This is a genomic window from Sphingosinicella terrae (assembly GCF_003347635.1).
Taxonomy (GTDB): domain Bacteria; phylum Pseudomonadota; class Alphaproteobacteria; order Sphingomonadales; family Sphingomonadaceae; genus Allosphingosinicella; species Allosphingosinicella terrae.
Window position 1 is genome coordinate 944,993 of record NZ_QDFY01000001.1, and the last position, 18,492, is coordinate 963,484.

17 protein-coding genes and 1 other RNA gene are annotated in these 18,492 nt (G+C 70.5%); 10 read left to right on the forward strand and 8 right to left on the reverse strand.

Going from position 1 to position 18,492, the window contains the following annotated elements; all coding sequences use genetic code 11:
• Positions 1–69 precede the first annotated feature (69 nt).
• The 3 genes from DDE10_RS04455 to DDE10_RS04465 all read left to right on the forward strand — a co-directional run bounded on the left by DDE10_RS04455 (position 70) and on the right by DDE10_RS04465 (position 2,589).
• Positions 70–366, forward strand: coding sequence for a hypothetical protein (locus DDE10_RS04455; protein WP_114951458.1), 297 nt, complete (start codon positions 70–72; stop codon positions 364–366).
• A gap of 255 nt (positions 367–621) precedes the next feature.
• A complete protein-coding gene (locus DDE10_RS04460) occupies positions 622–1,572 on the forward strand; it encodes a homocysteine S-methyltransferase family protein (protein ID WP_114951459.1) in 951 nt (316 codons plus the stop codon).
• A gap of 72 nt (positions 1,573–1,644) precedes the next feature.
• Complete coding sequence (locus DDE10_RS04465; protein ID WP_114951460.1) at positions 1,645–2,589, forward strand: aspartate carbamoyltransferase catalytic subunit; 945 nt, start codon at positions 1,645–1,647, stop codon at positions 2,587–2,589.
• 126 nt (positions 2,590–2,715) lie between these two features.
• Here the strand turns inward: DDE10_RS04465 and DDE10_RS04470 are convergent, their stop codons facing one another.
• The 3 genes from DDE10_RS04470 to DDE10_RS04480 are packed head-to-tail and all read right to left on the reverse strand — an operon-like array spanning position 2,716 to position 5,525.
• A complete protein-coding gene (locus tag DDE10_RS04470) occupies positions 2,716–4,086 on the reverse strand; it encodes an SPOR domain-containing protein (RefSeq protein WP_162806279.1) in 1,371 nt (456 codons plus the stop codon).
• Positions 4,087–4,099: 13 nt separating this feature from the next.
• Positions 4,100–4,789 (reverse strand): hypothetical protein, encoded by a 690-nt coding sequence (locus DDE10_RS04475; RefSeq protein WP_114951462.1) that lies wholly within the window; start codon positions 4,787–4,789, stop codon positions 4,100–4,102.
• A 13-nt stretch (positions 4,790–4,802) separates the two neighbouring features.
• A complete protein-coding gene (locus tag DDE10_RS04480; protein WP_114951463.1) occupies positions 4,803–5,525 on the reverse strand; it encodes a ParA family protein in 723 nt (240 codons plus the stop codon).
• Positions 5,526–5,741: 216 nt separating this feature from the next.
• Here DDE10_RS04480 and DDE10_RS04485 point away from each other — a divergent pair, with 216 nt between their 5' ends.
• Together DDE10_RS04485 and DDE10_RS04490 are read left to right on the forward strand one after the other, a co-directional pair.
• Positions 5,742–6,737: an SPOR domain-containing protein gene (locus tag DDE10_RS04485; protein ID WP_162806281.1), complete on the forward strand. Its 996-nt coding sequence runs from the start codon at positions 5,742–5,744 to the stop codon at positions 6,735–6,737.
• A 162-nt stretch (positions 6,738–6,899) separates the two neighbouring features.
• On the forward strand, positions 6,900–7,220 hold the full coding sequence (locus tag DDE10_RS04490) for a hypothetical protein (protein ID WP_284734434.1): 321 nt from the start codon (positions 6,900–6,902) through the stop codon (positions 7,218–7,220).
• Positions 7,221–7,244: 24 nt separating this feature from the next.
• Here DDE10_RS04490 and serB read toward each other — a convergent pair whose 3' ends face one another.
• Positions 7,245–8,123 (reverse strand): phosphoserine phosphatase SerB, encoded by an 879-nt coding sequence (gene serB, locus DDE10_RS04495; protein ID WP_114951465.1) that lies wholly within the window; start codon positions 8,121–8,123, stop codon positions 7,245–7,247.
• Between serB and miaA the strand changes: the two genes are divergently transcribed.
• Together miaA and ilvC are read left to right on the forward strand one after the other, a co-directional pair.
• On the forward strand, positions 8,116–9,084 hold the full coding sequence (miaA, locus tag DDE10_RS04500) for a tRNA (adenosine(37)-N6)-dimethylallyltransferase MiaA (RefSeq protein WP_114951466.1): 969 nt from the start codon (positions 8,116–8,118) through the stop codon (positions 9,082–9,084). The genes serB and miaA overlap by 8 nt on opposite strands.
• Before the next feature lie 9 nt (positions 9,085–9,093).
• Positions 9,094–10,179 (forward strand): ketol-acid reductoisomerase, encoded by a 1,086-nt coding sequence (gene ilvC / locus DDE10_RS04505; protein WP_114951467.1) that lies wholly within the window; start codon positions 9,094–9,096, stop codon positions 10,177–10,179.
• Positions 10,180–10,216: 37 nt separating this feature from the next.
• On the opposite strand, the gene DDE10_RS04510 is transcribed toward ilvC, so the two are convergent.
• From DDE10_RS04510 to DDE10_RS04520, 3 genes are all read right to left on the reverse strand, one after another.
• Positions 10,217–10,486 (reverse strand): type II toxin-antitoxin system HicB family antitoxin, encoded by a 270-nt coding sequence (locus DDE10_RS04510; RefSeq protein ID WP_162806283.1) that lies wholly within the window; start codon positions 10,484–10,486, stop codon positions 10,217–10,219.
• 74 nt (positions 10,487–10,560) lie between these two features.
• Positions 10,561–12,870: an EAL domain-containing protein gene (locus DDE10_RS04515; protein WP_114951469.1), complete on the reverse strand. Its 2,310-nt coding sequence runs from the start codon at positions 12,868–12,870 to the stop codon at positions 10,561–10,563.
• Between the two features lie 46 nt (positions 12,871–12,916).
• Positions 12,917–15,010, reverse strand: coding sequence for a FecR domain-containing protein (locus DDE10_RS04520; protein WP_162806285.1), 2,094 nt, complete (start codon positions 15,008–15,010; stop codon positions 12,917–12,919).
• 165 nt (positions 15,011–15,175) lie between these two features.
• On the opposite strand from DDE10_RS04520, the gene DDE10_RS04525 reads away from it, so the two are divergent.
• The gene (locus tag DDE10_RS04525; protein WP_114951471.1) at positions 15,176–16,870 is read left to right on the forward strand and encodes a ShlB/FhaC/HecB family hemolysin secretion/activation protein; all 1,695 of its coding nucleotides are present in this window, start codon (positions 15,176–15,178) and stop codon (positions 16,868–16,870) included.
• Positions 16,871–17,030: 160 nt separating this feature from the next.
• On the opposite strand, the gene DDE10_RS04530 is transcribed toward DDE10_RS04525, so the two are convergent.
• Positions 17,031–17,354, reverse strand: a complete 324-nt coding sequence (locus DDE10_RS04530) for a hypothetical protein (protein WP_114951472.1) — start codon at positions 17,352–17,354, stop codon at positions 17,031–17,033.
• A gap of 161 nt (positions 17,355–17,515) precedes the next feature.
• On the opposite strand from DDE10_RS04530, the gene ssrA reads away from it, so the two are divergent.
• Together ssrA and DDE10_RS04540 are read left to right on the forward strand one after the other, a co-directional pair.
• Positions 17,516–17,861: a transfer-messenger RNA gene (ssrA, locus tag DDE10_RS04535) on the forward strand.
• A 300-nt stretch (positions 17,862–18,161) separates the two neighbouring features.
• The gene (locus DDE10_RS04540) at positions 18,162–18,419 is read left to right on the forward strand and encodes a hypothetical protein (RefSeq protein ID WP_114951473.1); all 258 of its coding nucleotides are present in this window, start codon (positions 18,162–18,164) and stop codon (positions 18,417–18,419) included.
• Positions 18,420–18,492: the final 73 nt, after the last annotated feature.

An 18,492-nucleotide genomic window follows, 5' to 3' on the forward strand; every position in this document is an offset into this window, starting at 1 on the left:
CGGTCATCCGTACGAACCATGATCCGAGTATTTGCCTGGCCGCTTTCTGTGTTCGCGGAGATACGAGCAATGGCGCCCTTCGAACCTGTCGACAGTCAGCGCAGCCTTCCGGAAGGGGCGGAAGCTCAGTCTGGTCGGGCGGCGATCGATCCTTCCTTATTGTGGATCTCGACCGAAGCGTGCCTGCCGATCGGCGAGGTGCTGGTCGTGGCGGGCGGCCATTTTGCCGTCGCCGTCCTGGTGAGGGATGAAAATGATCCGCTTGACGGCGGCGTATTCATGAACTCGAGCTGCGATTTCGTCCCGTGGCCCAGCCACTGGATGCCTCTTGCAGAGCTTGCACGCATTGTGCCTCGACAGGATTGATGCCGGCTCGGCCGCCAGAGAAGCAGAGTTTCGGGGGGAATGCAGTGCCCAGGCAGAAATGTGAGTTGGCCGACCGTCGGTAGACTTCCGCCGTCAGTCGCTGCGCTGCCCGCCTTCACCGCGGTGCCGGATCACCCATTTTTCCCTATTCGCCTCGACACTTGGACCTCGAACGATCGAACCGACCGCGAGTGGGCTGGATCGGCGCGACTTTACTCGCGATGATCGGATCAAGTCGAAGCCCAGGAACCCGCCATGACCCACCCCCTCCCCCAGCTCCACCGCCTGTTCCTGACCGACGGCGGGCTCGAGACCGATCTCATCTACCGGCACGGCGTCGACCTGCCGGGATTCGCCGCCATCACCCTGCTCGCCTCGGACGAGGGCCGGGCGGTGCTCGGCGCCTATTTCCGCTCCTATCTCGATTTCGCCCGCCGCGCGGGTACCGGCTTCGTCCTCGAGAGCGCGAGCTGGCGCGCCAGCCTCGACTGGGCGCCGCAACTCGGCCTCGCTCCGGCCGAGCTCGACCGGCTGAACGCGCGATCGGTCGAGATGCTGAATGCGCTTCGCGACGACTATGCGACGCCGGCGACGCCGGTCGTGGTGAGCGGCTGCATCGGCCCGCGCGGCGACGGCTACGATCCTGGCCGGATCATGAGCGCGTCCGAGGCGGAGGCCTATCATCTGCGCCAGGCGGCGGCACTGGCGGCGGCCGGGCCGGACCTGCTCACCGCCATGACGATCACCAATGTGAGCGAGGCGATCGGAATCGCGCGCGCCGCCGAAAAAGTGGGCCTGCGGTTCGTCCTCTCCTTCACCGTCGAGACGGACGGCCGCCTCCCGACCGGTGACGGCCTCGGCGAGGCGATCCGCGCCGTCGATCACGCCACGTCGGGCTATCCGGCCTATTACATGATCAATTGCGCGCATCCCGACCATTTCGCGGCCGCTCTCGCCAAAGGCGGCGGCTGGACCGCACGGATCGGCGGCATCCGCGCCAACGCCTCGCGCTGCAGCCATGCCGAGCTCGACGTCATGACGGAACTGGACGACGGCGACCCGGTCGGCCTGGCCGAGGCGTATCGGCGCCTGCGCGCGCAGCTTCCGAAGCTCAACGTCCTCGGCGGCTGCTGCGGCACCGACCAGCGCCATATCGAGGCGATCGCCGCCGCCTGCCTCGGCGCTCCGATCGCCTGCGCGGCCTGATCCTCCGTAGCGCAGGCGCTTCTTCGGCCGGGACTTGAGCGGGGTGCCCGCCCCGACTAGAGCGCCGCTTTGATGGCCTCCGATCAAGCGCCCTTTCCGCACCGTCACCTGCTCGGGATAGACGGCCTGTCCGCCGACGATCTCAATCTCATCCTCGATGCGGCCGAGCCATGGGCGGCGTTCAACCGCGGCGCGCGCAAGGCCGACCAGCGGCTGGCGGGCCTCACCCAGATCAACGCCTTCTTCGAGACCTCGACCCGGACGCTCTTCTCCTTCGAGATCGCCGGCAAGCGCCTGGGCGCGCAGGTCTCCAACTTCCATCCCGCCGCGTCGAGCGTGCGCAAGGGCGAAAGCCTGGCCGACACCGCGCTGACCCTCAATGCGATGCGCCCCGACATCCTCGTCATCCGCCACGAGGCGGTCGGCGCCGCCGCCGATGTCGCCGCGGTGATGGATTGCCCGGTAATCAATGCCGGCGACGGCCGCGGCGAGCATCCGACCCAGGCGCTGCTCGACGCCCTCGCCATCCGCCGCCGCTTCGGCCGGATCGAGGGGCTCAAGGTCGCGATCTGCGGCGACATCCGCCACAGTCGGGTCGCCAATTCGAACCTGCGCTCGCTGCCCCTGCTCGGCGCCGAGCTCCGGATCGTCGCCCCGCCCTCGCTGCTGCCCGACGTGGTGCCGCCGGGGATCGCCGCCTTCACCGATCTCGACGACGGCGTGGATGGCGTCAACGTGGTGATGATGCTGCGCATCCAGCGCGAGCGCATGCCCGACGCGCTGTCGGAATCGCTCGGCGACTATCATGCCCGCTTCGGCCTCAGTCGCGCGCGCCTCGATCGCGCGGCGCCTCACGCCGTGGTCATGCACCCCGGCCCGATGAACCGCGGCGTCGAGATCGACGGCGACGTCGCCGACGATCCCGAGCGATCGCTCATCCTGCAGCAGGTCGAGCTCGGCGTCGCGGTGCGGATGGCCTGCCTCGACCTGCTGACGCGGGAAAGGCGGGGGGCGTAAGAGCGCCTTCTAGAGCGATGTGGAGCCAGACGAAGTCGTCTGACGCCTCGAAAATCGCGGCATGTGGGAAGGATTGGCGGCCGGCGCTTGGCCGCCAGCCGCCCTCCGGAAAGAAGAAAGACGCGCTCAGGCCTCGCGGTTGCGGGGCTCGGCGTAGCGGGCGGCCCAGCGGACCGAGGCGTCGCCGGCATTGGTGCGCACGAAGCAGGCGCCGCCCTGGGCGCGGATCGCTCCGCACAGGCGGGCGGCGTCGGCGCGGCTGGCGAAGCCCGACACCGACACACGGTGCAGAGTCCGTCCGGCGATCGAGATGGTCGTCGTCAGCGGCACATGGCTGTCGAGGGCGAAGCGCTGCTGCGCCTGCTGCCATGCCCGCTCGGCATTTCCCTCGTTGCTGAAGGCGCCGATCTGGACGACGAACGGGCTGTCGCCGCGGGCGACCTCGGGCCCGGCCGGCAACGGCGCCTGCCGGCGGAAGACCGGCGCCGGCAGCGGCGCCGAGGCGGTACGGACCACGGCCGGCTCCGGCCGGGTCAGCGTCTGCGCGGCCGCGGCGTAGCGGGCCTCATCCTCGCTGGCGGGCACCGCCGGCGCCGAAGCGGGCAGATAATAAGAAGCGGCTTCCTCCGCCACCGGCAGCGGCGCGGCCGGCTCGGCCTCGGCGAGACCCCAGCTCGAATCGGTACTCGCCGCGGCGGCCTCGGCCGGGAACTCGGCCTCGGCATAGGCTTCGGCCGGCACGACCGGATTGAGGGCGAGCCGGATCGGCTGACCCGGATCGGCGACGGGGGTGACCCCGAGCAGGCTCGCCACCTGGTTCCGGTCGGTGCCCGGGCTGGCCAGCGCCGCCCATTGCTGCAGGCGCGGCCCGACATCGGCCGGGGAGAGATCCTGCGCCGCCACGGCACGGGCGCGGGCCCAGTCGCCGGCGAGGGCATAGGACAGAGCGAGATTCTGGCGAAGGCGCGGGGTGGCGTCGAACGAGCGCGCCGCCGGCTCCAGCATCTCGATCGCACGCTGCGGCATTCCGGCGAGCGCATAAGCCAAAGCGAGGTCGGTGACCGAGGCGCGGCCTTCGAGCAGGTCGAGCTGGCCGAGCGCGGCCTGCGGCCGGCCGAGCGCGATCTCCATCAACGCGAGGCTGAGGGTGGCGCGGCTGTTGGCCGGGTCGAGCTCGGCGACGTCGGCGAAGGTGGCCCGGGCGGCCTCGAAGCGGCCGCTCTTCATGTAGAGATCGGCGAGCAGCAGGCGGTAGCCCGCGTCGCGCGGCGACAGGATGACGGCATTCTCCATCGCCTCGACCGCCTCGCCGACCTGCCCCTGCGACATCGCCTGGCGCGCCTGCTCGTGGAGCTGCGCGGCCTCGGTGCGGGTCCGCGATTCGGTCTGGGCCGTCGAGCCCAGGCGCCGCATCGCCACCGATTGGGCGGTGCAGGCGACCATCGTCATGCTGACGATGATGCTCGAGGCGGCGATCTTGAAGGCCGTCCTGTTCATGCCTTTGACTCCGTCAATTCCGCTTCGCGCCGGCGGCACGGGCCGCAAGCGCATCGATTTCCGGGATGGCGGCCAGCGCCTGGTCGAGCGCGTCCGTCACGATCTGCTGGGCCGAGCGGCCGGTCACCGCGCAGGCGAGCCGCAGCCGAAGATGGCGGTCGGCGTCGAGGCGCAGGGTGAAGGCGGCCTTGCGACCGCGCGGCGCGGCCTTGCGCTTGGGCAGGTTGACCACCGCGGCCTTCTTGGCCTTGGCGGGCACGGCCGGTTCGGGCGTCTCGGCCTCCTCCTCGGCGCCGTCGAAGCGCTCGAGGATCGCGCGCTGCTGGACGACGACGGAGGGCGCCGCCTGCTCGATCGGGGCGGCAGCCACGGTCGGCGCCGGCTCGGCCGCGTCTGCGATCTCGGCCTGGGTCTGGGTCTCGACTTCGGCCTCGGGCGCGAACGCCTCGATCTCCTCGGCCTCCTCGCCGAATTCGGCATAATCCGGGCGGCCGCCCAAGGGCGGCGGCGTCAACGCCGCGATCGAGCTCGGCACATGCTCGGGCGCCTCGGCCGCCGGCGCGTCGCCTTGGCCATAGCCCATGTCGTTCCAGCCGAGATCCTCGAACCCGCCATAGCTTTGCGGGCGCATCGCCGGCTTGGCCGCACCCTTGCGCGCCAGCAGCCCCGAGGAAAGCGAGGCATAAGGTCTTGCTTCGTTCATCGGCCGCGCTCCCTTACTGGCCGATCACCCGGCGGCCGAAGCCGGCGACCGGGCGCGGGGCCATCGAATGGTGCGGGACCTGTCCGCCGGGGGCGGAGAAGATCGTGCGGCGGAAATTCTTCTCGAGCCGGTCGGAGATATAGGCCCAGAGCTCCTCGACCTCCTTGGCCGAGCGGCCGTTGGGATCGACCTCCATCACGGTGCGGCCGTCGATCATCGAGGCGGCGAAATCGGTGCGGTGGTGGAGGGTGACCGGAGCGACGGTGCCGTGCTGCGAAAGCGCGACCGCGGCCTCGTAAGTGATCTTGGCCTTGGGCGTCGCCGCATTGACGACGAAGATGAGCGGCTTGCCGGCACGGTCGCACAGGTCGACCGTGGCGCCGACGGCGCGCAGGTCGTGCGGGCTCGGACGGGTCGGGATGACGACCAGCTCGGCGACCTGGATGACGCTCTGGATCGCCATGGTGATGGCGGGCGGCGTGTCGATCACCGCCAGCCGGAAGCCCTGCTGGCGCAGCACCTCGAGGTCGGCGCCGAGCCGCGCCACCGTGGTCTGGGCGAAGGCCGGCATCTCGTCCGCCCGCTCGTTCCACCAGTCGGCGAGCGACCCCTGCGGATCGATGTCGATGAGACAGACCGGGCCATAGCCCGCCCGCTGCGCCTGCACGGCAAGATGGCCGGACAGGGTCGTTTTTCCCGATCCGCCCTTCTGAGAGGATAGTGCCAGAACGCGCATGAATTTTCCCTCGGCTCTCTCGCTCGAACTCCGGGTTTCGCCGTTTCGGGCTAAAATCCGGTTAACGCTGCGGCAGGGGATCGTCGGCACGGCCGGGGCCGCCAAACCTGTCGAACCTTCTGATTTCTATGCTAACACCGCATTAAGCCATCACGCCTATGCAGGCGGACGGAGCTTACCGGTGGGAGAAAAGTCGAGATGATGAGGATGCGGCGCATGCTGGCGCTGGGCGCGGCGGCAACCGCGCTGGCCGTCGGTGCCCCCGCGGCGGCGCAGGATGTCGAGGCGGGCGTGCGCGCCTGGCAGGCCGAGCGCTATGACGAGGCGGTCCGCAACTGGCGTCCCCTCGCCGACCGCGGCGATGCCGATGCCCAGTTCAATCTCGGCCACGCCTATCGGCTCGGCCGCGGCGTGCCGCGCAACATGAACCTCGCCGAGCAATGGTATGAGCGCGCCGCCCGCGCCGGCCACGTCGAGGCGCAGGCGATGTACGGCCTCATCCTCTTCCAGAACGGCCGTCGGCGCGAGGCCATGCCCTATGTCGAGCGCGCCGCGCTCGCCGGCGATGCGCGCGCGCAATATGTCTACGGCACCGCCTTGTTCAACGGCGACGTCATTGAGCGCGACTGGCCGCGAGCTCATGCCTTCCTCACTCTGGCGGCGGGGCAGGGCCTGCCCTATGCGAGCAGCCAGCTCGAGCAGATGCAGGAGCATTTGAGCGAGGATGATCGGGCGCGCGGCACCGAGCTTGCGGCGCGCATGGTCGGGACCGGACCGGCGCGGAGCGAGCGCAGCCGGGTCGCCGCCGCCGAGCCCCTGCCCACTCCGGCTCCGTCGGTCGCCAACCGCCCGGCGGACACGCGCACCGCCGCCGCGCCGTCCCCGCCGCCTGCCCAGCGCCAGGAGCCGTCGGCGGCCCGCGCCCCTGCCACGACCCCGGTGCGACAGGCCGAGGCGCGACCGACGGTCCCGGAGCCGCCGCGTGCGGCCCCGTCCGGCCGCTGGCGGATCCAGCTCGGCGCATTCAGCAGCGACGCCAATGCCCGCCGCGCCTGGAGCCAGTTTTCCGGCCGCCTCGGCGGTCTCCAGCCTTTCTACGTGCGCGCCGGCAATCTGGTCCGGCTGCAGGCCGGACCGCTCGCCGATCGCGCCGCCGCCGGCCGCGCCTGCTCGGCGCTTCGCGGCCAGGCCTGCTTCCCGGTCGCGCCCTAATCCTCGAGCGATTTGCAGTCGACCTTATCGTCTGACGTCGAAAATCGCGGCAATCCAATAGTCTGGAGCGCCGGCCACTCTGGCAACCTTTCATTAGCCGCGTGCCTTAACCCCGCCTTGGTCGCGGGTCGCTTATTCCGGCAGCCTCGATCGGGGGTTCGGATGGGCGCGCTACGCAGCTTCGAAGGCCGCAATGTCATGGCGACGCGCTGGCGCCGCAGGCGCCTTTGCGTGCTCGTCGCGGACCGCCCGGCCCCGGCGGCGCTGACCGAGGTGTCCGCCGTCGGCGCCCGGCTCGAGACGCCGCTTCGCCCGCCGATCGGCTCGACCGTCGAGCTACGCCATCCCGAGGCCGGCCGGATCTCCGCCCAGGTCCGGTCGCTGGTCCCCGACGGGATCGCGGTCGACTTCCTGTGCAACGAGCATTCGGTCGCTTTCGCCCTCGCCGCCATCGCCGCCGACATGAGCCGCCCGACGGATTGAGCGCCGAGCGGAGGCGAGGTCCGCTCAGTTCACCCACGTGCTCCGCTTATAGCCTTGCAGATAAAGCAGGGCCGTCAGGTCGTTGGCCTCGATCCGGGCGCTCGCCGCCGCGGCGACCGCCGGCTTGGCTCGATATGCGATGCCCAGCCCTGCCGCGCACAGCATCGGGATGTCGTTGGCGCCGTCGCCGACGGCGAGCGTTTCGGCCGGACCGAGGCCGAGCGCGCGGGCGCTGTCGAGCAGTGCCTCGCGCTTGCCCTGGGCGCCGACGATCGGCTTGCGTACCCGGCCGGTCAGCCGTCCGTCCTCGATGACCAGCACGTTGGCGGCGACGCGATCGAACCCGATCGCCTCGGCGACCGGCTCGGCGAAACGGGTGAAGCCGCCGGAAACGAGAAGGCAATAGGCGCCGTGGGCACGCATCGTCTGCACCAGGACGCGTGCGCCGGGCATCAGCGCGACCCGTTCCTCCCGGCATCGGTCGATCGCGGCCTCGTCGAGCCCCTCCAGCAGCGCCACCCGGGCGTCGAGCGCGCCCTCGAAATCGAGCTCGCCGCGCATCGCCTGCTCGGTCACCGCCGCCACCTCGGCCTTGACCCCGGCATAGTCGGCCAGCTCGTCGATGCACTCGACGGTGATCATCGTCGAATCCATGTCGGCGGCGAGCAGCCGCCGGGCCCTGCCCTGGCGAGGCTGGACGACCACGTCGGCACCGGCGACCGCGCCCTCCAGCGCCGTCCGCGCCGCCTCCGCCTCGTCCGCGAAACCTATGTCGCAGGCGCTGCCCGGCTCGATCCAGTCGCGGCCGATCGGCTCGACGCCGGCGCCGCGCAGCGCGTCCTCGGCCGCGGAAATATCGCCGTGCGTCAGCCGATCGGCTGCTATCAGGGTGGCAATGAACAAGACTTCCTCCAGCAAGCCGCCGCTGGCGCTCATTGCAGGCCCGACCGCGAGCGGCAAGTCGGCGCTCGCGCTGCGCCTGGCGGAGACGCGGAACGGCGTCGTCGTCAATGCCGACAGCGCCCAGGTCTATCGCGACCTCAGGATCGTCACCGCCCGACCGACGGCCGAGGACGAGTCGCGGGCGCCGCACCGGCTCTACGGCTATCGGGACGGCGCCGCGCCCTGTTCTGCCGCCGCCTGGGCCGCCGATGCGCGCACGGCGATCGCCGAGGTCCACGGCGAGGGACGGCTTCCGATCCTGGCCGGCGGCACGGGCCTCTATCTGCGCACGCTGCTCGACGGCATCGCCCCCGTGCCCGACATCGATCCGGCCGTGCGGGCGCAGGTCCGCGCGCTGCCGGTGGCCGAGGCTCATGCCGCCTTGGCGTGCGAGGACCCGGCGGCGGCGGCGCGCATTCGTCCTGCCGATTCGGCTCGTACGGCCCGGGCGCTCGAGGTAGTCCGATCGACCGGGCGGCCACTCGCCGACTGGCAGCAGGCCCACACCGGCGGAATCGGCGATCGGGTCGCGCTGGCGCCCCTGATCCTGCTCCCGCCACGCGACTGGCTCCATGCCCGCTGCGACGAGCGCTTCGAAGGAATGATGTCAGAACAGGGGCTTGAAGAGGTTTGCTCGCTCCTGATGCGAGATATTTCGGAAAACTCCCCGGTCCTGCGCGCGATCGGCGTGCCGGAAATCGCGGCTTTTCTTCGCGGCGAGACCGATCGGCAGGCGACTGTGGAGGCCGGCCGGACCGCCACCCGCCGCTACGCCAAGAGGCAATATACCTGGTTCCGCCACCAGCCTCCGTCCGACTGGCCGCGCTTCACCGATCCCCTGGACGCGCTTGGGCTCGACCGGGCACTCGACTCGCTGGCCTCGCGGGTCGGGACGATTGCCGCCGCCCCGCGATTCCCGTAACCCGCCGCCATGCGCGTCTATTCCGATGCCGATGCGGACCTCGCCCTGATCCGCGGCCGCCGCGTCGCGGTGATCGGCTACGGCAATCAGGGACGCGCCCAGGCGCTCAACCTGCGCGACAGCGATGTCGCCGTGACCGTTGCCCTCGCCCCCGATTCGCCGAGCCTCTCGCGCGCCGCCGGCGATGGCTTTGACGTCATGACGCCGGCCGAGGCCGCCGCCGGCGCCGACGTGGCGGTGATGCTCGCCCCCGACGAGGCACAGGCGGCGATCTACGCCGAAGCGGTCGCGCCCCATCTGCGCCGCGGCGGCGCCCTGGTCTTCGCGCATGGTCTCAACATCCGATTTGGGCTGATCGTGCCGCGCCCCGACGTCGACGTCGTGCTGGTGGCGCCGAAGGGCCCGGGCACCGCGCTTCGCCGCGAATATGAGCAAGGCGCCGGCCTCGTCGCCCTGTTCGCCGTCGATCAGGACGCGACCGGAACCGCCCAAGCGCTCGCTTTGTCCTACGCCGCCGCGATCGGCAGCGGCCGGGCGGGAATCCTTCCGACCAGCTTCGCCGAGGAATGCGAGGCCGACCTGTTCAACGAGGCGGCGGTGATATGGGGCGCGATCCCCGAGCTGATCGAAGCCGGCTTCGAGACACTTGTCGAGGCCGGTTTCTCAGAGGAAGTAGCCTATTTCGAATGCCTTACCGAAGTGAAGTTGATAGCCGATCTCATCTATGAGCGCGGTATTGCCGGCATGCGCGAGGCGATCTCCAACACCGCGGAGTTCGGCGCGCTCACCGGCGGCAGCCGCATCGTCACGCCTCAGACTCGGACCGAGATGCGGCGGATCCTCGCGGACGTACGCGAAGGCCGGCTGGTCCAGGCGCTGATCAAGGATGCCGATTCCGGATATCCGCGGCTCGAGGCCTCCCGCCGCCGCGCCCGTGCCCATCCGATCGAGGCGGTGGGCAAGAGGCTGAGGGCGCTCGCGGGTGCCGTGCCGCCCCATACTCCCCTGCCAGGAGAGGAGAAGGAGGCGGAGCCGGGCGGAGGGGTGGCGGCGTCCGCTCACGCGCCTGACGACGCCGACCGACGCCGGCGCTGACACCGGCCAGCGCGGCCCTTGAAGAGGCATCGTCGCCTCAGAAGATCGGACGCCATTTCTCCGGATCGAAGCGGTCGGTCGCCACCACCGGCGCGCCCTCGATCTGCGAAGGCTCTGGCAGCGCGCGTCCTTGCGACACATAGCCGTCGAGCACCGCCTCGAGCACCGGCCGGGCGCTGTCGAGCACCTCCTGTTCGCTGCAGCCGCAGGCGACCGCCTCCGGCACGTCCGGAAAGCGAAGCAGGACGCCGCGCTCGTAGGCGGTGAGGTGCGCCGGATAGGTGCGGATCTTCATTCTCTCGGCCACTGAACGCTCTCAAGCCGCGTTGCGCCGAGACGTTCCAAAGAAAACGCACGCGCAACGGCCGGGGCCGTGCCGGGTCAGGCGGCCTGCCGGCGCCGATCCGCCAGCAGCCGCTCGAGGTCGACGGCCGCGACCGGGCGACCGATATGCCAGCCCTGCGCGGTGTCGCAGCCCATCTCGGCGAGCAGGCCCAGGCATTCGCCGTCCTCGACGCCTTCGGCGACCACCTTCATGCCCAGCTCGTGCGCCAGCGCGACCGTCGAGCGGACCATGATCGCGTTGCGCGGATCGGCGGCCAGCGTCCGCACGAAGCTCATGTCGATCTTGAGCTCGGTCGCCGGCAGCTTCTGGAGGTAGCCGAGCGAGGACTGACCGGTGCCGTAATCGTCGACCGAGATGTTGAGGCCGAGGGCGCGCCAGCTCTCGAGGGCGGCGATCGCCCGTACCGGCTCCTTCATCGCCGCCGATTCGGTGACCTCGATCGTGATGCGCTCCGGCGGCAGGGGCGCGGCCCGCAACCGGTCACGCAGCAGCTCGACAAATTCGAGATCCTGCAGCAGCGTCGCCGACACGTTGACGGCGACGGTGAGGTCGTGGCCCTGCGCGCGCCACCGGACGGCATCGGCGAGTGCCCGATCGAAGACGTGCAGGGTGAGGTCGCGGGCCCGGCCATGCTCCTCGACGAGCGGAATGAATTCGCCCGGCCCGATCGCCCCGCGTTCGCTGTGCGCCCAGCGCACCAGCGCCTCGACGCCGACGATCCGGTTGGTGGCGATGTCGAGCTTGGGCTGATAGGCGTTCCAGACCTGTCCCGCCGCCATCGCCGCATCGAGCTCGCCCAGCAGCGACAGGTGCCAGTTGGTCTCGTCGCTTGCATCCGCAACGAAGCGCTCCCAGCCCTTGCCCTGGCGAGCGGCCCGCGCCGCCGCGAGCGCGGCATTGGCGACCTGCTGCTTGCCTCCCCCTTCGGCCGGCCCGGCGACGCCGAAGTTCAAGGTGACGTCGACCAGGCGGCCGCAGTCGATCGGCGATCGCATCAGCGCGATCAGGCCCTCGAGCCGCTGCCCGAGCGCCTCGTCGTCGCCCGCCGGCTCGATCCAGGCGAGGCCGTTGTCGTCGATGCGATGGATGGCGATCGAGCGGCCGAAGGCGAGACGGTCGGCGACGCGGTGGATGAGGTTGTTGGTCGCCGTCGGTCCCAGACCGGCGGCGAGCGCCGCGAAGCGCTCGATATGCGCCACGACGACGAGCGGCGCCTCGACCCCGCCGGCGACGGCGACGGCGACGAGGGCGGCGCGGTTGGGAAGGCCGCTTTCCGGATCTGTGAGCGCGCGGGCCCGGAACCGGTCGGCGAGCCCGAGGGCAAAGGCGAAGGCCGCGCCCACGGCGAGCGCGGCAAGCGCCGGCGCCAGCGGCGCGGACAGAGCGAACCATTGCTCACCAGCCAGCGGCAAGGTGAGGACGACCAGGCAGCCACCGGCGAAGGCAAAGCTCGCGCCCTTGCGCCGCCGGGGTCGCAGCACGAGGAGGATGAGCGGCAGCGCAAGCAGCAGCGGCCACAGCCCGCTCGCCCGCGCCGGTATCGCTTCGCCGAGCAGGGTCTCGGCCGCCAGGGCCTGGATGACCACGCCGGGCAGTACGCCATGACGGTCGGTCGGATAGCGATCGCCCATCTCCAGCGCGGTGCCGCCGATCAGGAAACGCTTCCCCTGCAGGGTCGAGATCGGAATCCGTCCGCGGATGAGATCGATCGCGCTGTGCCGGGGGATGGTGGACGGATCGATCGCATAGTCGATGGCGAAGGCGTGGCCTGCCTCGGCCTGGCGTTCGGCGACCATGCTCGCCAGCGACGGCCGCGGCATCCCCGCAGCCTCGAGCCCGAGCGGCATCCGCCTGATCGTCCCGTCGCGATCGGGAAGAACGTTCACCGTAGCCAGAAAAGCGTTTTGCGAGAATGCAGTGATGGGGACATTGTCGACGAGGTCCGAGCTTCCGGAGGCGGCTCGCTGGGTCAGGGTCGCCAGGATGACGCTGCCTCCGGCCCGGCGCAGGGCGGCACCGAAGGCGGCATCGTCGGCCGGGCTCGATCGCGCCGAAAAATCGACGTCGAAGCCGATGCTGCGCGCTCCCGCCTCGACGAGCTGGTCGGTGATGGCGGCGTGGTGGCGCCGTGGCCACGGCCAGACGCCGACAGCCTCGAGGCTGCGACGGTCGATCTCGACGATATGGATCTCGCCGCTCGCCGGATGCGAGCGCAGCCCGTCGCGATACGCCCGCAATTGCTGGTCGAGCCCTTTCCCGCCGCCGGCGGCGAGCACCGCCAGGCCCACCAGCAAGGATAAGGTCGCGGCGAGCCCATGTCGGCGATTGAGGATGTGGCCGAGCATGCCGGTTCAGCGAAGCGGTGCGGCGTGCGGACGTTTCATCGGATCCTCAGCGATCGACGCCAGGGTCCCGTCCGCCAGGACCGCCGCCGAGACCGAGTCCGAGGCCGACGCCGGTCTCGCCCCGCTCGATCGGCAGGTCCACGCCGACGCAGATACCGGCGACGCAGGCGCCGATGTCGGCGCCGCCGGCCATCCCCTCCGCCTCGACCTCGCCGGCGCCGGAGCGGCCATTGCCATTGCCATTCCCGTTGCCGTTGCCGCTGCCGTTGCCGCTGCCGTTGCCATTGCCGTTGCCCGGGTTGCCGGGATCGGCGCCGCCCGGATCGTTGCCGTGGCCATTATTGCCGTCGTCGGCGGGGTCGACCGGCGGGACATCAGTGTCGCCATCGCCGTTGCCGTTGCCGTTGCCGTTGCCGTTGCCGTTCCCATTGCCCGGGTTGCCGGGATCGGCGCCGCCGGGATCGTTGCCGTGGCCATTATTGCCGTCGTCGCCGGGGTCGGCAGGCGGGGCCTCGTCACCGCCGCCATTGCCATTCCCGTTGCCGTTGCCGGAGCCGCCATTGCCGTTCCCCGGGGCGCCATCGTCGTTCCCGGAGCCGCCGTTGCCGTTGCCAGGCCCGACATCATCGTCGCCGTCGCCGCCGCCGCCGCTGCCGTTGCCGTTGCCGTTGCCGTTTCCAGGTCCGCCATCGTCGTTGCCGCCGCCGCCGCTATTGCCGTTGCCATTGCCGGAGCCGCCGTTGCCGTTGCCGTTGCCTGGCCCGTCATCGTCGTTGCCGCCGCCGCCGCCGTTGCCGTTCCCGTTGGCGTTGCCGTTGCCGCCGCCGCTATTGCCGGAGCCGCCATTGCCGTTCCCATTGCCTGCCCCGCCATCGCCGTTGCCGCCGCCGTTGCCGTTGCCACCGCCGCTATTGCCGTTGCCGTTGCCGTTGCCGTTTCCGGGCCCATCCCCGTCACTGCCGGAGCCGCCATTGCCGTTGCCGTTGCCGTTGCCGCCGCCGTTGCCGGAGCCGCCATTGCCGTTTCCGGGCCCGCCCCCGTCATTGCCGGACCCGCCATTGCCGTTGCCGTTGCCCGGATCGGCCGGCGGATTGCCGGTGCCGCTGCCCGGATCGACCGGCGGGTTGCCGGTGCCGCTGCCCGGATCGACCGGCGGGTTACCGGTGCCGCTGCCCGGATCGACCGGCGGGTTACCGGCGCCGCTTCCCGGATCGACGGGCGGGTTGCCGTTGCCCGGATCGACTGGCGGATCGCCCGGATCGGCCGGCGGGTTGCCGTTGCCGTTGCCCGGATCCGCGGGAGGCATACCGTCATCCGGGACGGTGGGATTGGCGGGGCCATTGCCCGAATCCGCGGGCGGCACGATGGAATTGCCCGGACGCACCGCATCCGCGACGTCGGCCATGGCGAGGGCGAAATCCGCGCCGCCTTCGACGAGGCCGCCGGTCGCCTCTGCGAGCGATACCGGCGCCTCGGCCACCGGCGCGGCCACCGACGGCGCTTCGTCGCGCGGCCCCTGATAGGGCGCCGGCACCGAGGCCGTTCCTTCCGGCGGAGCCTCGGGCGAACGGATCGTCCGGCTGACTTCGCCCTCGATGTTGAGCTGGTAGAGATCGCCCGCGCCGACCGAGGCGATCATGCCCGGGCGGATCATCTCGGCGGCGCCGCCATCCGGGGTCGACACCTCGACGGCGCCCTCGGTCACCTGGACCGAGGCACCGGCCGGACCGACATTGATCGTGAAAGTGGTGCCCTTGACGACGGCCGCGAGATAGGGGGTCTGCACGCCGAAGTGGGGCGTCTCCTGCCGCTCGATGCGGAACAAGGCGGTGCCCCAGTCGGCGAGCCACTGGATGACGCCGCCGCGCGCCTCCTCCGCGCCCGGAAGACGCAGCTGGCTGCTCGGCGATACGATGACGAACTCGCGGCCGCGCACGACGACAGCCCGGCTTCCGGCCGCGGTGGCAATCGTCGAACCGGACGACAGCAAGGCGTCGCGCGTCGCGGGCCGCGCGCGGCCATTCTCGACGATACGCACCTGGCCGCTGACCTCGCTGATCCGCCATTGCGCCGATTGTCCGAAGGCTGGTCCGCCCCAAGCCAGCAGAAGCGGCGTCAGGCCGAGCACGAGCTTCTTCATGATACTCCCCCCGAAATGGGATTTCCGCATCGTTCCCGCCTAGGTCCAACCTTTTGAACAGCGATGAACAGGGGAGGTTAACCGCCGGCTAAACCTGTTCGTTGCGGTGCCGTAATCGCCTTGGTCTAAAGGGAAAATTTACGCGTTGCCGACTAGGCCGGTGCAATGACCGCCGTCGGCTTTTCGGTATCTACGCGACTTCACAGGGCGATCCTCGTCCTGGGTGCGCTGCTGGCGCCGTGGACGGCGGCGGGCGCGGCCGAGCTGCAGACTCCGGTCGACCGGGCCGACCCGGCCGTGATCGGCGAGGAGATGCGGCAGAGTGCCGACCAGCGGTCCGGGGCGCAGCCGTCGCCGGACCGTTCCGTGATCGGCGTACCTGGGCCGGCAAGCGGCCCGAGCTCGTCCGGCGGTTTCATCGCTGGCGCGATCCGGATCGTCGGCGCGGAGATGCTGTCGCCGACCGATTTCGCGGCGGCGATCGAGCCTTATCTCGGCCGGGAGCTGGATGGCGAGGCGCTGCGCGCCCTCGCCCGCGACGTGGCGGACGTGGCGCGCCGCGCCGGCTACGGCCTCGCTACGGCGGCGGTACCACCGCAGGACGTCCTCAACGGCATCCTGCGCGTGCAGCTCGACGAGGGCCGCATCGATGCGATCGAGGTGAGCGGCCCGGCCGCGGCCATGGTCGAGCGGCGGCTGGCGCCGCTCGCCGACGGCCGGCCGGTGCGAACCGCCGAGCTCGAGCGCCGTCTCCGGATTGCCGGCGATCTCGCCGGAGTCGCGGTCGGCCAGGCCCGGCTGGCCCGGCGCGGCGCCCGCAACATCCTCATCCTCGACACCGGCTTCGACCGGGTCTCCGCTCAAGCCTGGATCGACAATTGGGGGTCGGACACGGTCGGGCCGGTCCGGCTGCGGCTGAGCGCCGACGTGAACCGGCTGCTGGCCGGCGGCGATCGTCTCAGCTTCGGCGGCGTCGTGACGCCGCTCCAGCCAGGCGAGTTCCAGCTGGCCCACGCCCGCTATGCCTTGCCGGTCGGCACTGCCGGGACCGAGCTCGCGGTGCGCGGCTATGTCGGGCATACCGAGGCCGGCGCGGCGCTCAAGAGCCTGGACCTCGATGGGATCAGCTACGAGCTCGCCGTCAGCGCCAGCCATCCGCTGATCCGCAGCCGCGAGGCCAGCCTGTGGGGCACGATCGATTTCTCGATGCGCGACAGCGAACTCAGCCGCCGCGACCTGCGCCTGCGCAACGATCGCGTCGCCGCGGCCAGCTTCAGCCTCTACGGGACCGCTGCCGCGGCCGGCGGCCAGGCCCGCGTCCGCCTGACCCTGGTCCAGGGCCTCGACCTGCTCGGCGCGACCGACCGCGGCGATCCCCTCGCCTCCCGCTTCAATGCCGGCGGCACCTTCACCAAATTCGCCTTCTGGACCGAATATTATCGCAGCCTGGGCGGCCGCTTCAGCCTGCTGCTCCGCGGCGAAGGCCAGATCGCCTCGCGGCCGCTGCTCAGCAGCGAGGAGATGGGCCTCGGCGGCAATCCCTTCCTTCGCGGCTACGATTACCGCGAGCGGGCAGGCGATCGCGGCGCGGCCGCGGTCGGCGAGCTCCGCTTCGACCTGCGCAACCTGCCCTCGCCGCTCCGCCGCGCCCAGCTCTACGTCTACGGAGATGCCGGCCGCGTGGTGAACCAGCGCGGCGGCTTCGGCGACGGCTCGCTTGTCTCGGCGGGCGGCGGCGTTCGCTTCTGGGCCCGCCACGGCATCGAGGGTGCTGCCGAGATCGGCGTGCCGCTTGCCGACGGCTTCAATGGCCGCCGCCCGGGACCGCGCTTCACCTTCATCCTCGGCGCGCGCTTCTGATCGAGCCGCGGCTTCGCGAACTTCAGATCCAGTCTCAACAAATCGCGCACTTGCTTTGGCGCGCGATCACGCGGCCGTACGCAACTGCCGATTGACGGCCAAGACTTCAGACTAAGTCTTAAAGACAGTGTTCAAACTCAATGCTTTTCCGGCGGGCAGGTCAGGCGCCACCCCTTTCTTCCTCTTCCGCCCGCCGCTGCCACATCGCCATCGAGATCGCCTCGTCGCGGCGCAGACCGAGCGCCTGGTAGATGGCGAGCAGGGCGCCATCGGCCGCGCCGAAGCTCCACGGCCTCTTCTCGTCGCCGAGCACCCGCCAGAAATGCTCGAACGGCCGGCGGTCGGCGCCGCTCGTCGTCCACAGATAGGCCAAGGCGAAGCGCAGCGCGAAGCCCCGCCGCGGCCGCCGGTAGCGGCATTCCTGCACGGCCTCTTCGAGCGCGAGCAAGGCCTTGCCGCGCAGCTGCTCCGGTCCGAATCCCATCGCCAGTCCCTGGCGCGAACATAAAGGGGACGCAAGCGCCCTGCCCGGCCTTCCGGGCCTCGGGGTCCCTTCGGAGATCTCGACGCCTCGCCGCCTCTCGCCCGCCGCTGGGAGGGGCTCGCTCTGTCGGAGACGGACTTGCGGCCTGACCAGCCCCGCTCGGCCTTCACATCGGTGGGATCCCGCCTATATAGGGAAGTGCCGGCTTCGGCCGGCTATGGCGATAAAGTGTAACGTACAATAGACGCAGCGGACCCGGGGGCAGTACCCGGCGGCTCCACCACAAGCGGTCCTGCAAAGGGCCGGTTCTGACGGGGCCGAACCAGGATCGACGTGTGTTGAAAAGCGTTGCTTTTGCCCGGGCTGAGTAACCCGTTAAAGGCTCACAACCACAAGTGCCAACGACAACGAGGCGCTCGCAATTGCAGCGTAACGAGGTCCTCACGGACTAAGTTACAATGACAAAAGCGCGGTCCGGGCCCAACCGGGCAACAGAATGGGATTCCAGCGGTACGGGGAGCACCGGGCAACAGAAGCTCCCCACTCCACCCTTTCCTGTCCCTCCCACGTCATCCCAGCGTAATGATCGGCTGCGCGCAGGCACGTCGTGTCCCCCGGACACGACTGCGAAGGTGCGGGGCACCTTCGCACCTGCGCCCGGCCGATCATGGGATCTCACTCCCTGTACGAACCTCACACCATATACCGCTGTAAAGAAAAAGAGATTCCAGCTTTCGCTGGAATAACGAAAGGTGAGCGGCCACCCCCCTTGCCAGATCCCCTCGGCCCGGCTGTAAATCGACAGCCATGAGACTCACCCTCCCCCTGCTCGCTTTCGCCTTCCTCCTCACCGCCTGCGGCCGCGAGGAGGAACCGGTCGCCAACCGCTTCGAGCGCCAGAAGGCCGAGATCGAGAACAAGGCCCGCGCCTACGAGGCGCAGGTAGAGAACGAGGTCAGCGCCATCGAGGCGCGGCTCGAGAACGAGGCCAGCGCCCTCCTGAACTCGATTCCCGCGGATGCCAACGGCGCCGAGACCGAGGCCGAAGCGAATACCCAGCGCTGAGCGGCGTCATGACGCCACCTGCCGGGGGCCGCGGATCAATCCCGGAGCCGCTCCACCCGCAGCGGCTTGCCGT

What these genes read in the sequence shown, in the direction of transcription:
- DDE10_RS04455 (WP_114951458.1), top strand. Translation starts at nt 70, where the DNA reads ATGGCGCCCTTCGAACCTGTCGACAGTCAGCGCAGCCTTCCGGAAGGG.
- DDE10_RS04460 (WP_114951459.1), top strand. Translation starts at nt 622, where the DNA reads ATGACCCACCCCCTCCCCCAGCTCCACCGCCTGTTCCTGACCGACGGC.
- DDE10_RS04465 (WP_114951460.1), top strand. Translation starts at nt 1,645, where the DNA reads ATGGCCTCCGATCAAGCGCCCTTTCCGCACCGTCACCTGCTCGGGATA.
- DDE10_RS04470 (WP_162806279.1), bottom strand. Translation starts at nt 4,086, where the DNA reads ATGAACAGGACGGCCTTCAAGATCGCCGCCTCGAGCATCATCGTCAGC.
- DDE10_RS04475 (WP_114951462.1), bottom strand. Translation starts at nt 4,789, where the DNA reads ATGAACGAAGCAAGACCTTATGCCTCGCTTTCCTCGGGGCTGCTGGCG.
- DDE10_RS04480 (WP_114951463.1), bottom strand. Translation starts at nt 5,525, where the DNA reads ATGCGCGTTCTGGCACTATCCTCTCAGAAGGGCGGATCGGGAAAAACG.
- DDE10_RS04485 (WP_162806281.1), top strand. Translation starts at nt 5,742, where the DNA reads ATGCTGGCGCTGGGCGCGGCGGCAACCGCGCTGGCCGTCGGTGCCCCC.
- DDE10_RS04490 (WP_284734434.1), top strand. Translation starts at nt 6,900, where the DNA reads ATGGGCGCGCTACGCAGCTTCGAAGGCCGCAATGTCATGGCGACGCGC.
- miaA (WP_114951466.1), top strand. Translation starts at nt 8,116, where the DNA reads ATGAACAAGACTTCCTCCAGCAAGCCGCCGCTGGCGCTCATTGCAGGC.
- ilvC (WP_114951467.1), top strand. Translation starts at nt 9,094, where the DNA reads ATGCGCGTCTATTCCGATGCCGATGCGGACCTCGCCCTGATCCGCGGC.
- DDE10_RS04515 (WP_114951469.1), bottom strand. Translation starts at nt 12,870, where the DNA reads ATGCTCGGCCACATCCTCAATCGCCGACATGGGCTCGCCGCGACCTTA.
- DDE10_RS04520 (WP_162806285.1), bottom strand. Translation starts at nt 15,010, where the DNA reads ATGAAGAAGCTCGTGCTCGGCCTGACGCCGCTTCTGCTGGCTTGGGGC.
- DDE10_RS04525 (WP_114951471.1), top strand. Translation starts at nt 15,176, where the DNA reads ATGACCGCCGTCGGCTTTTCGGTATCTACGCGACTTCACAGGGCGATC.
- DDE10_RS04530 (WP_114951472.1), bottom strand. Translation starts at nt 17,354, where the DNA reads ATGGGATTCGGACCGGAGCAGCTGCGCGGCAAGGCCTTGCTCGCGCTC.
- DDE10_RS04540 (WP_114951473.1), top strand. Translation starts at nt 18,162, where the DNA reads ATGAGACTCACCCTCCCCCTGCTCGCTTTCGCCTTCCTCCTCACCGCC.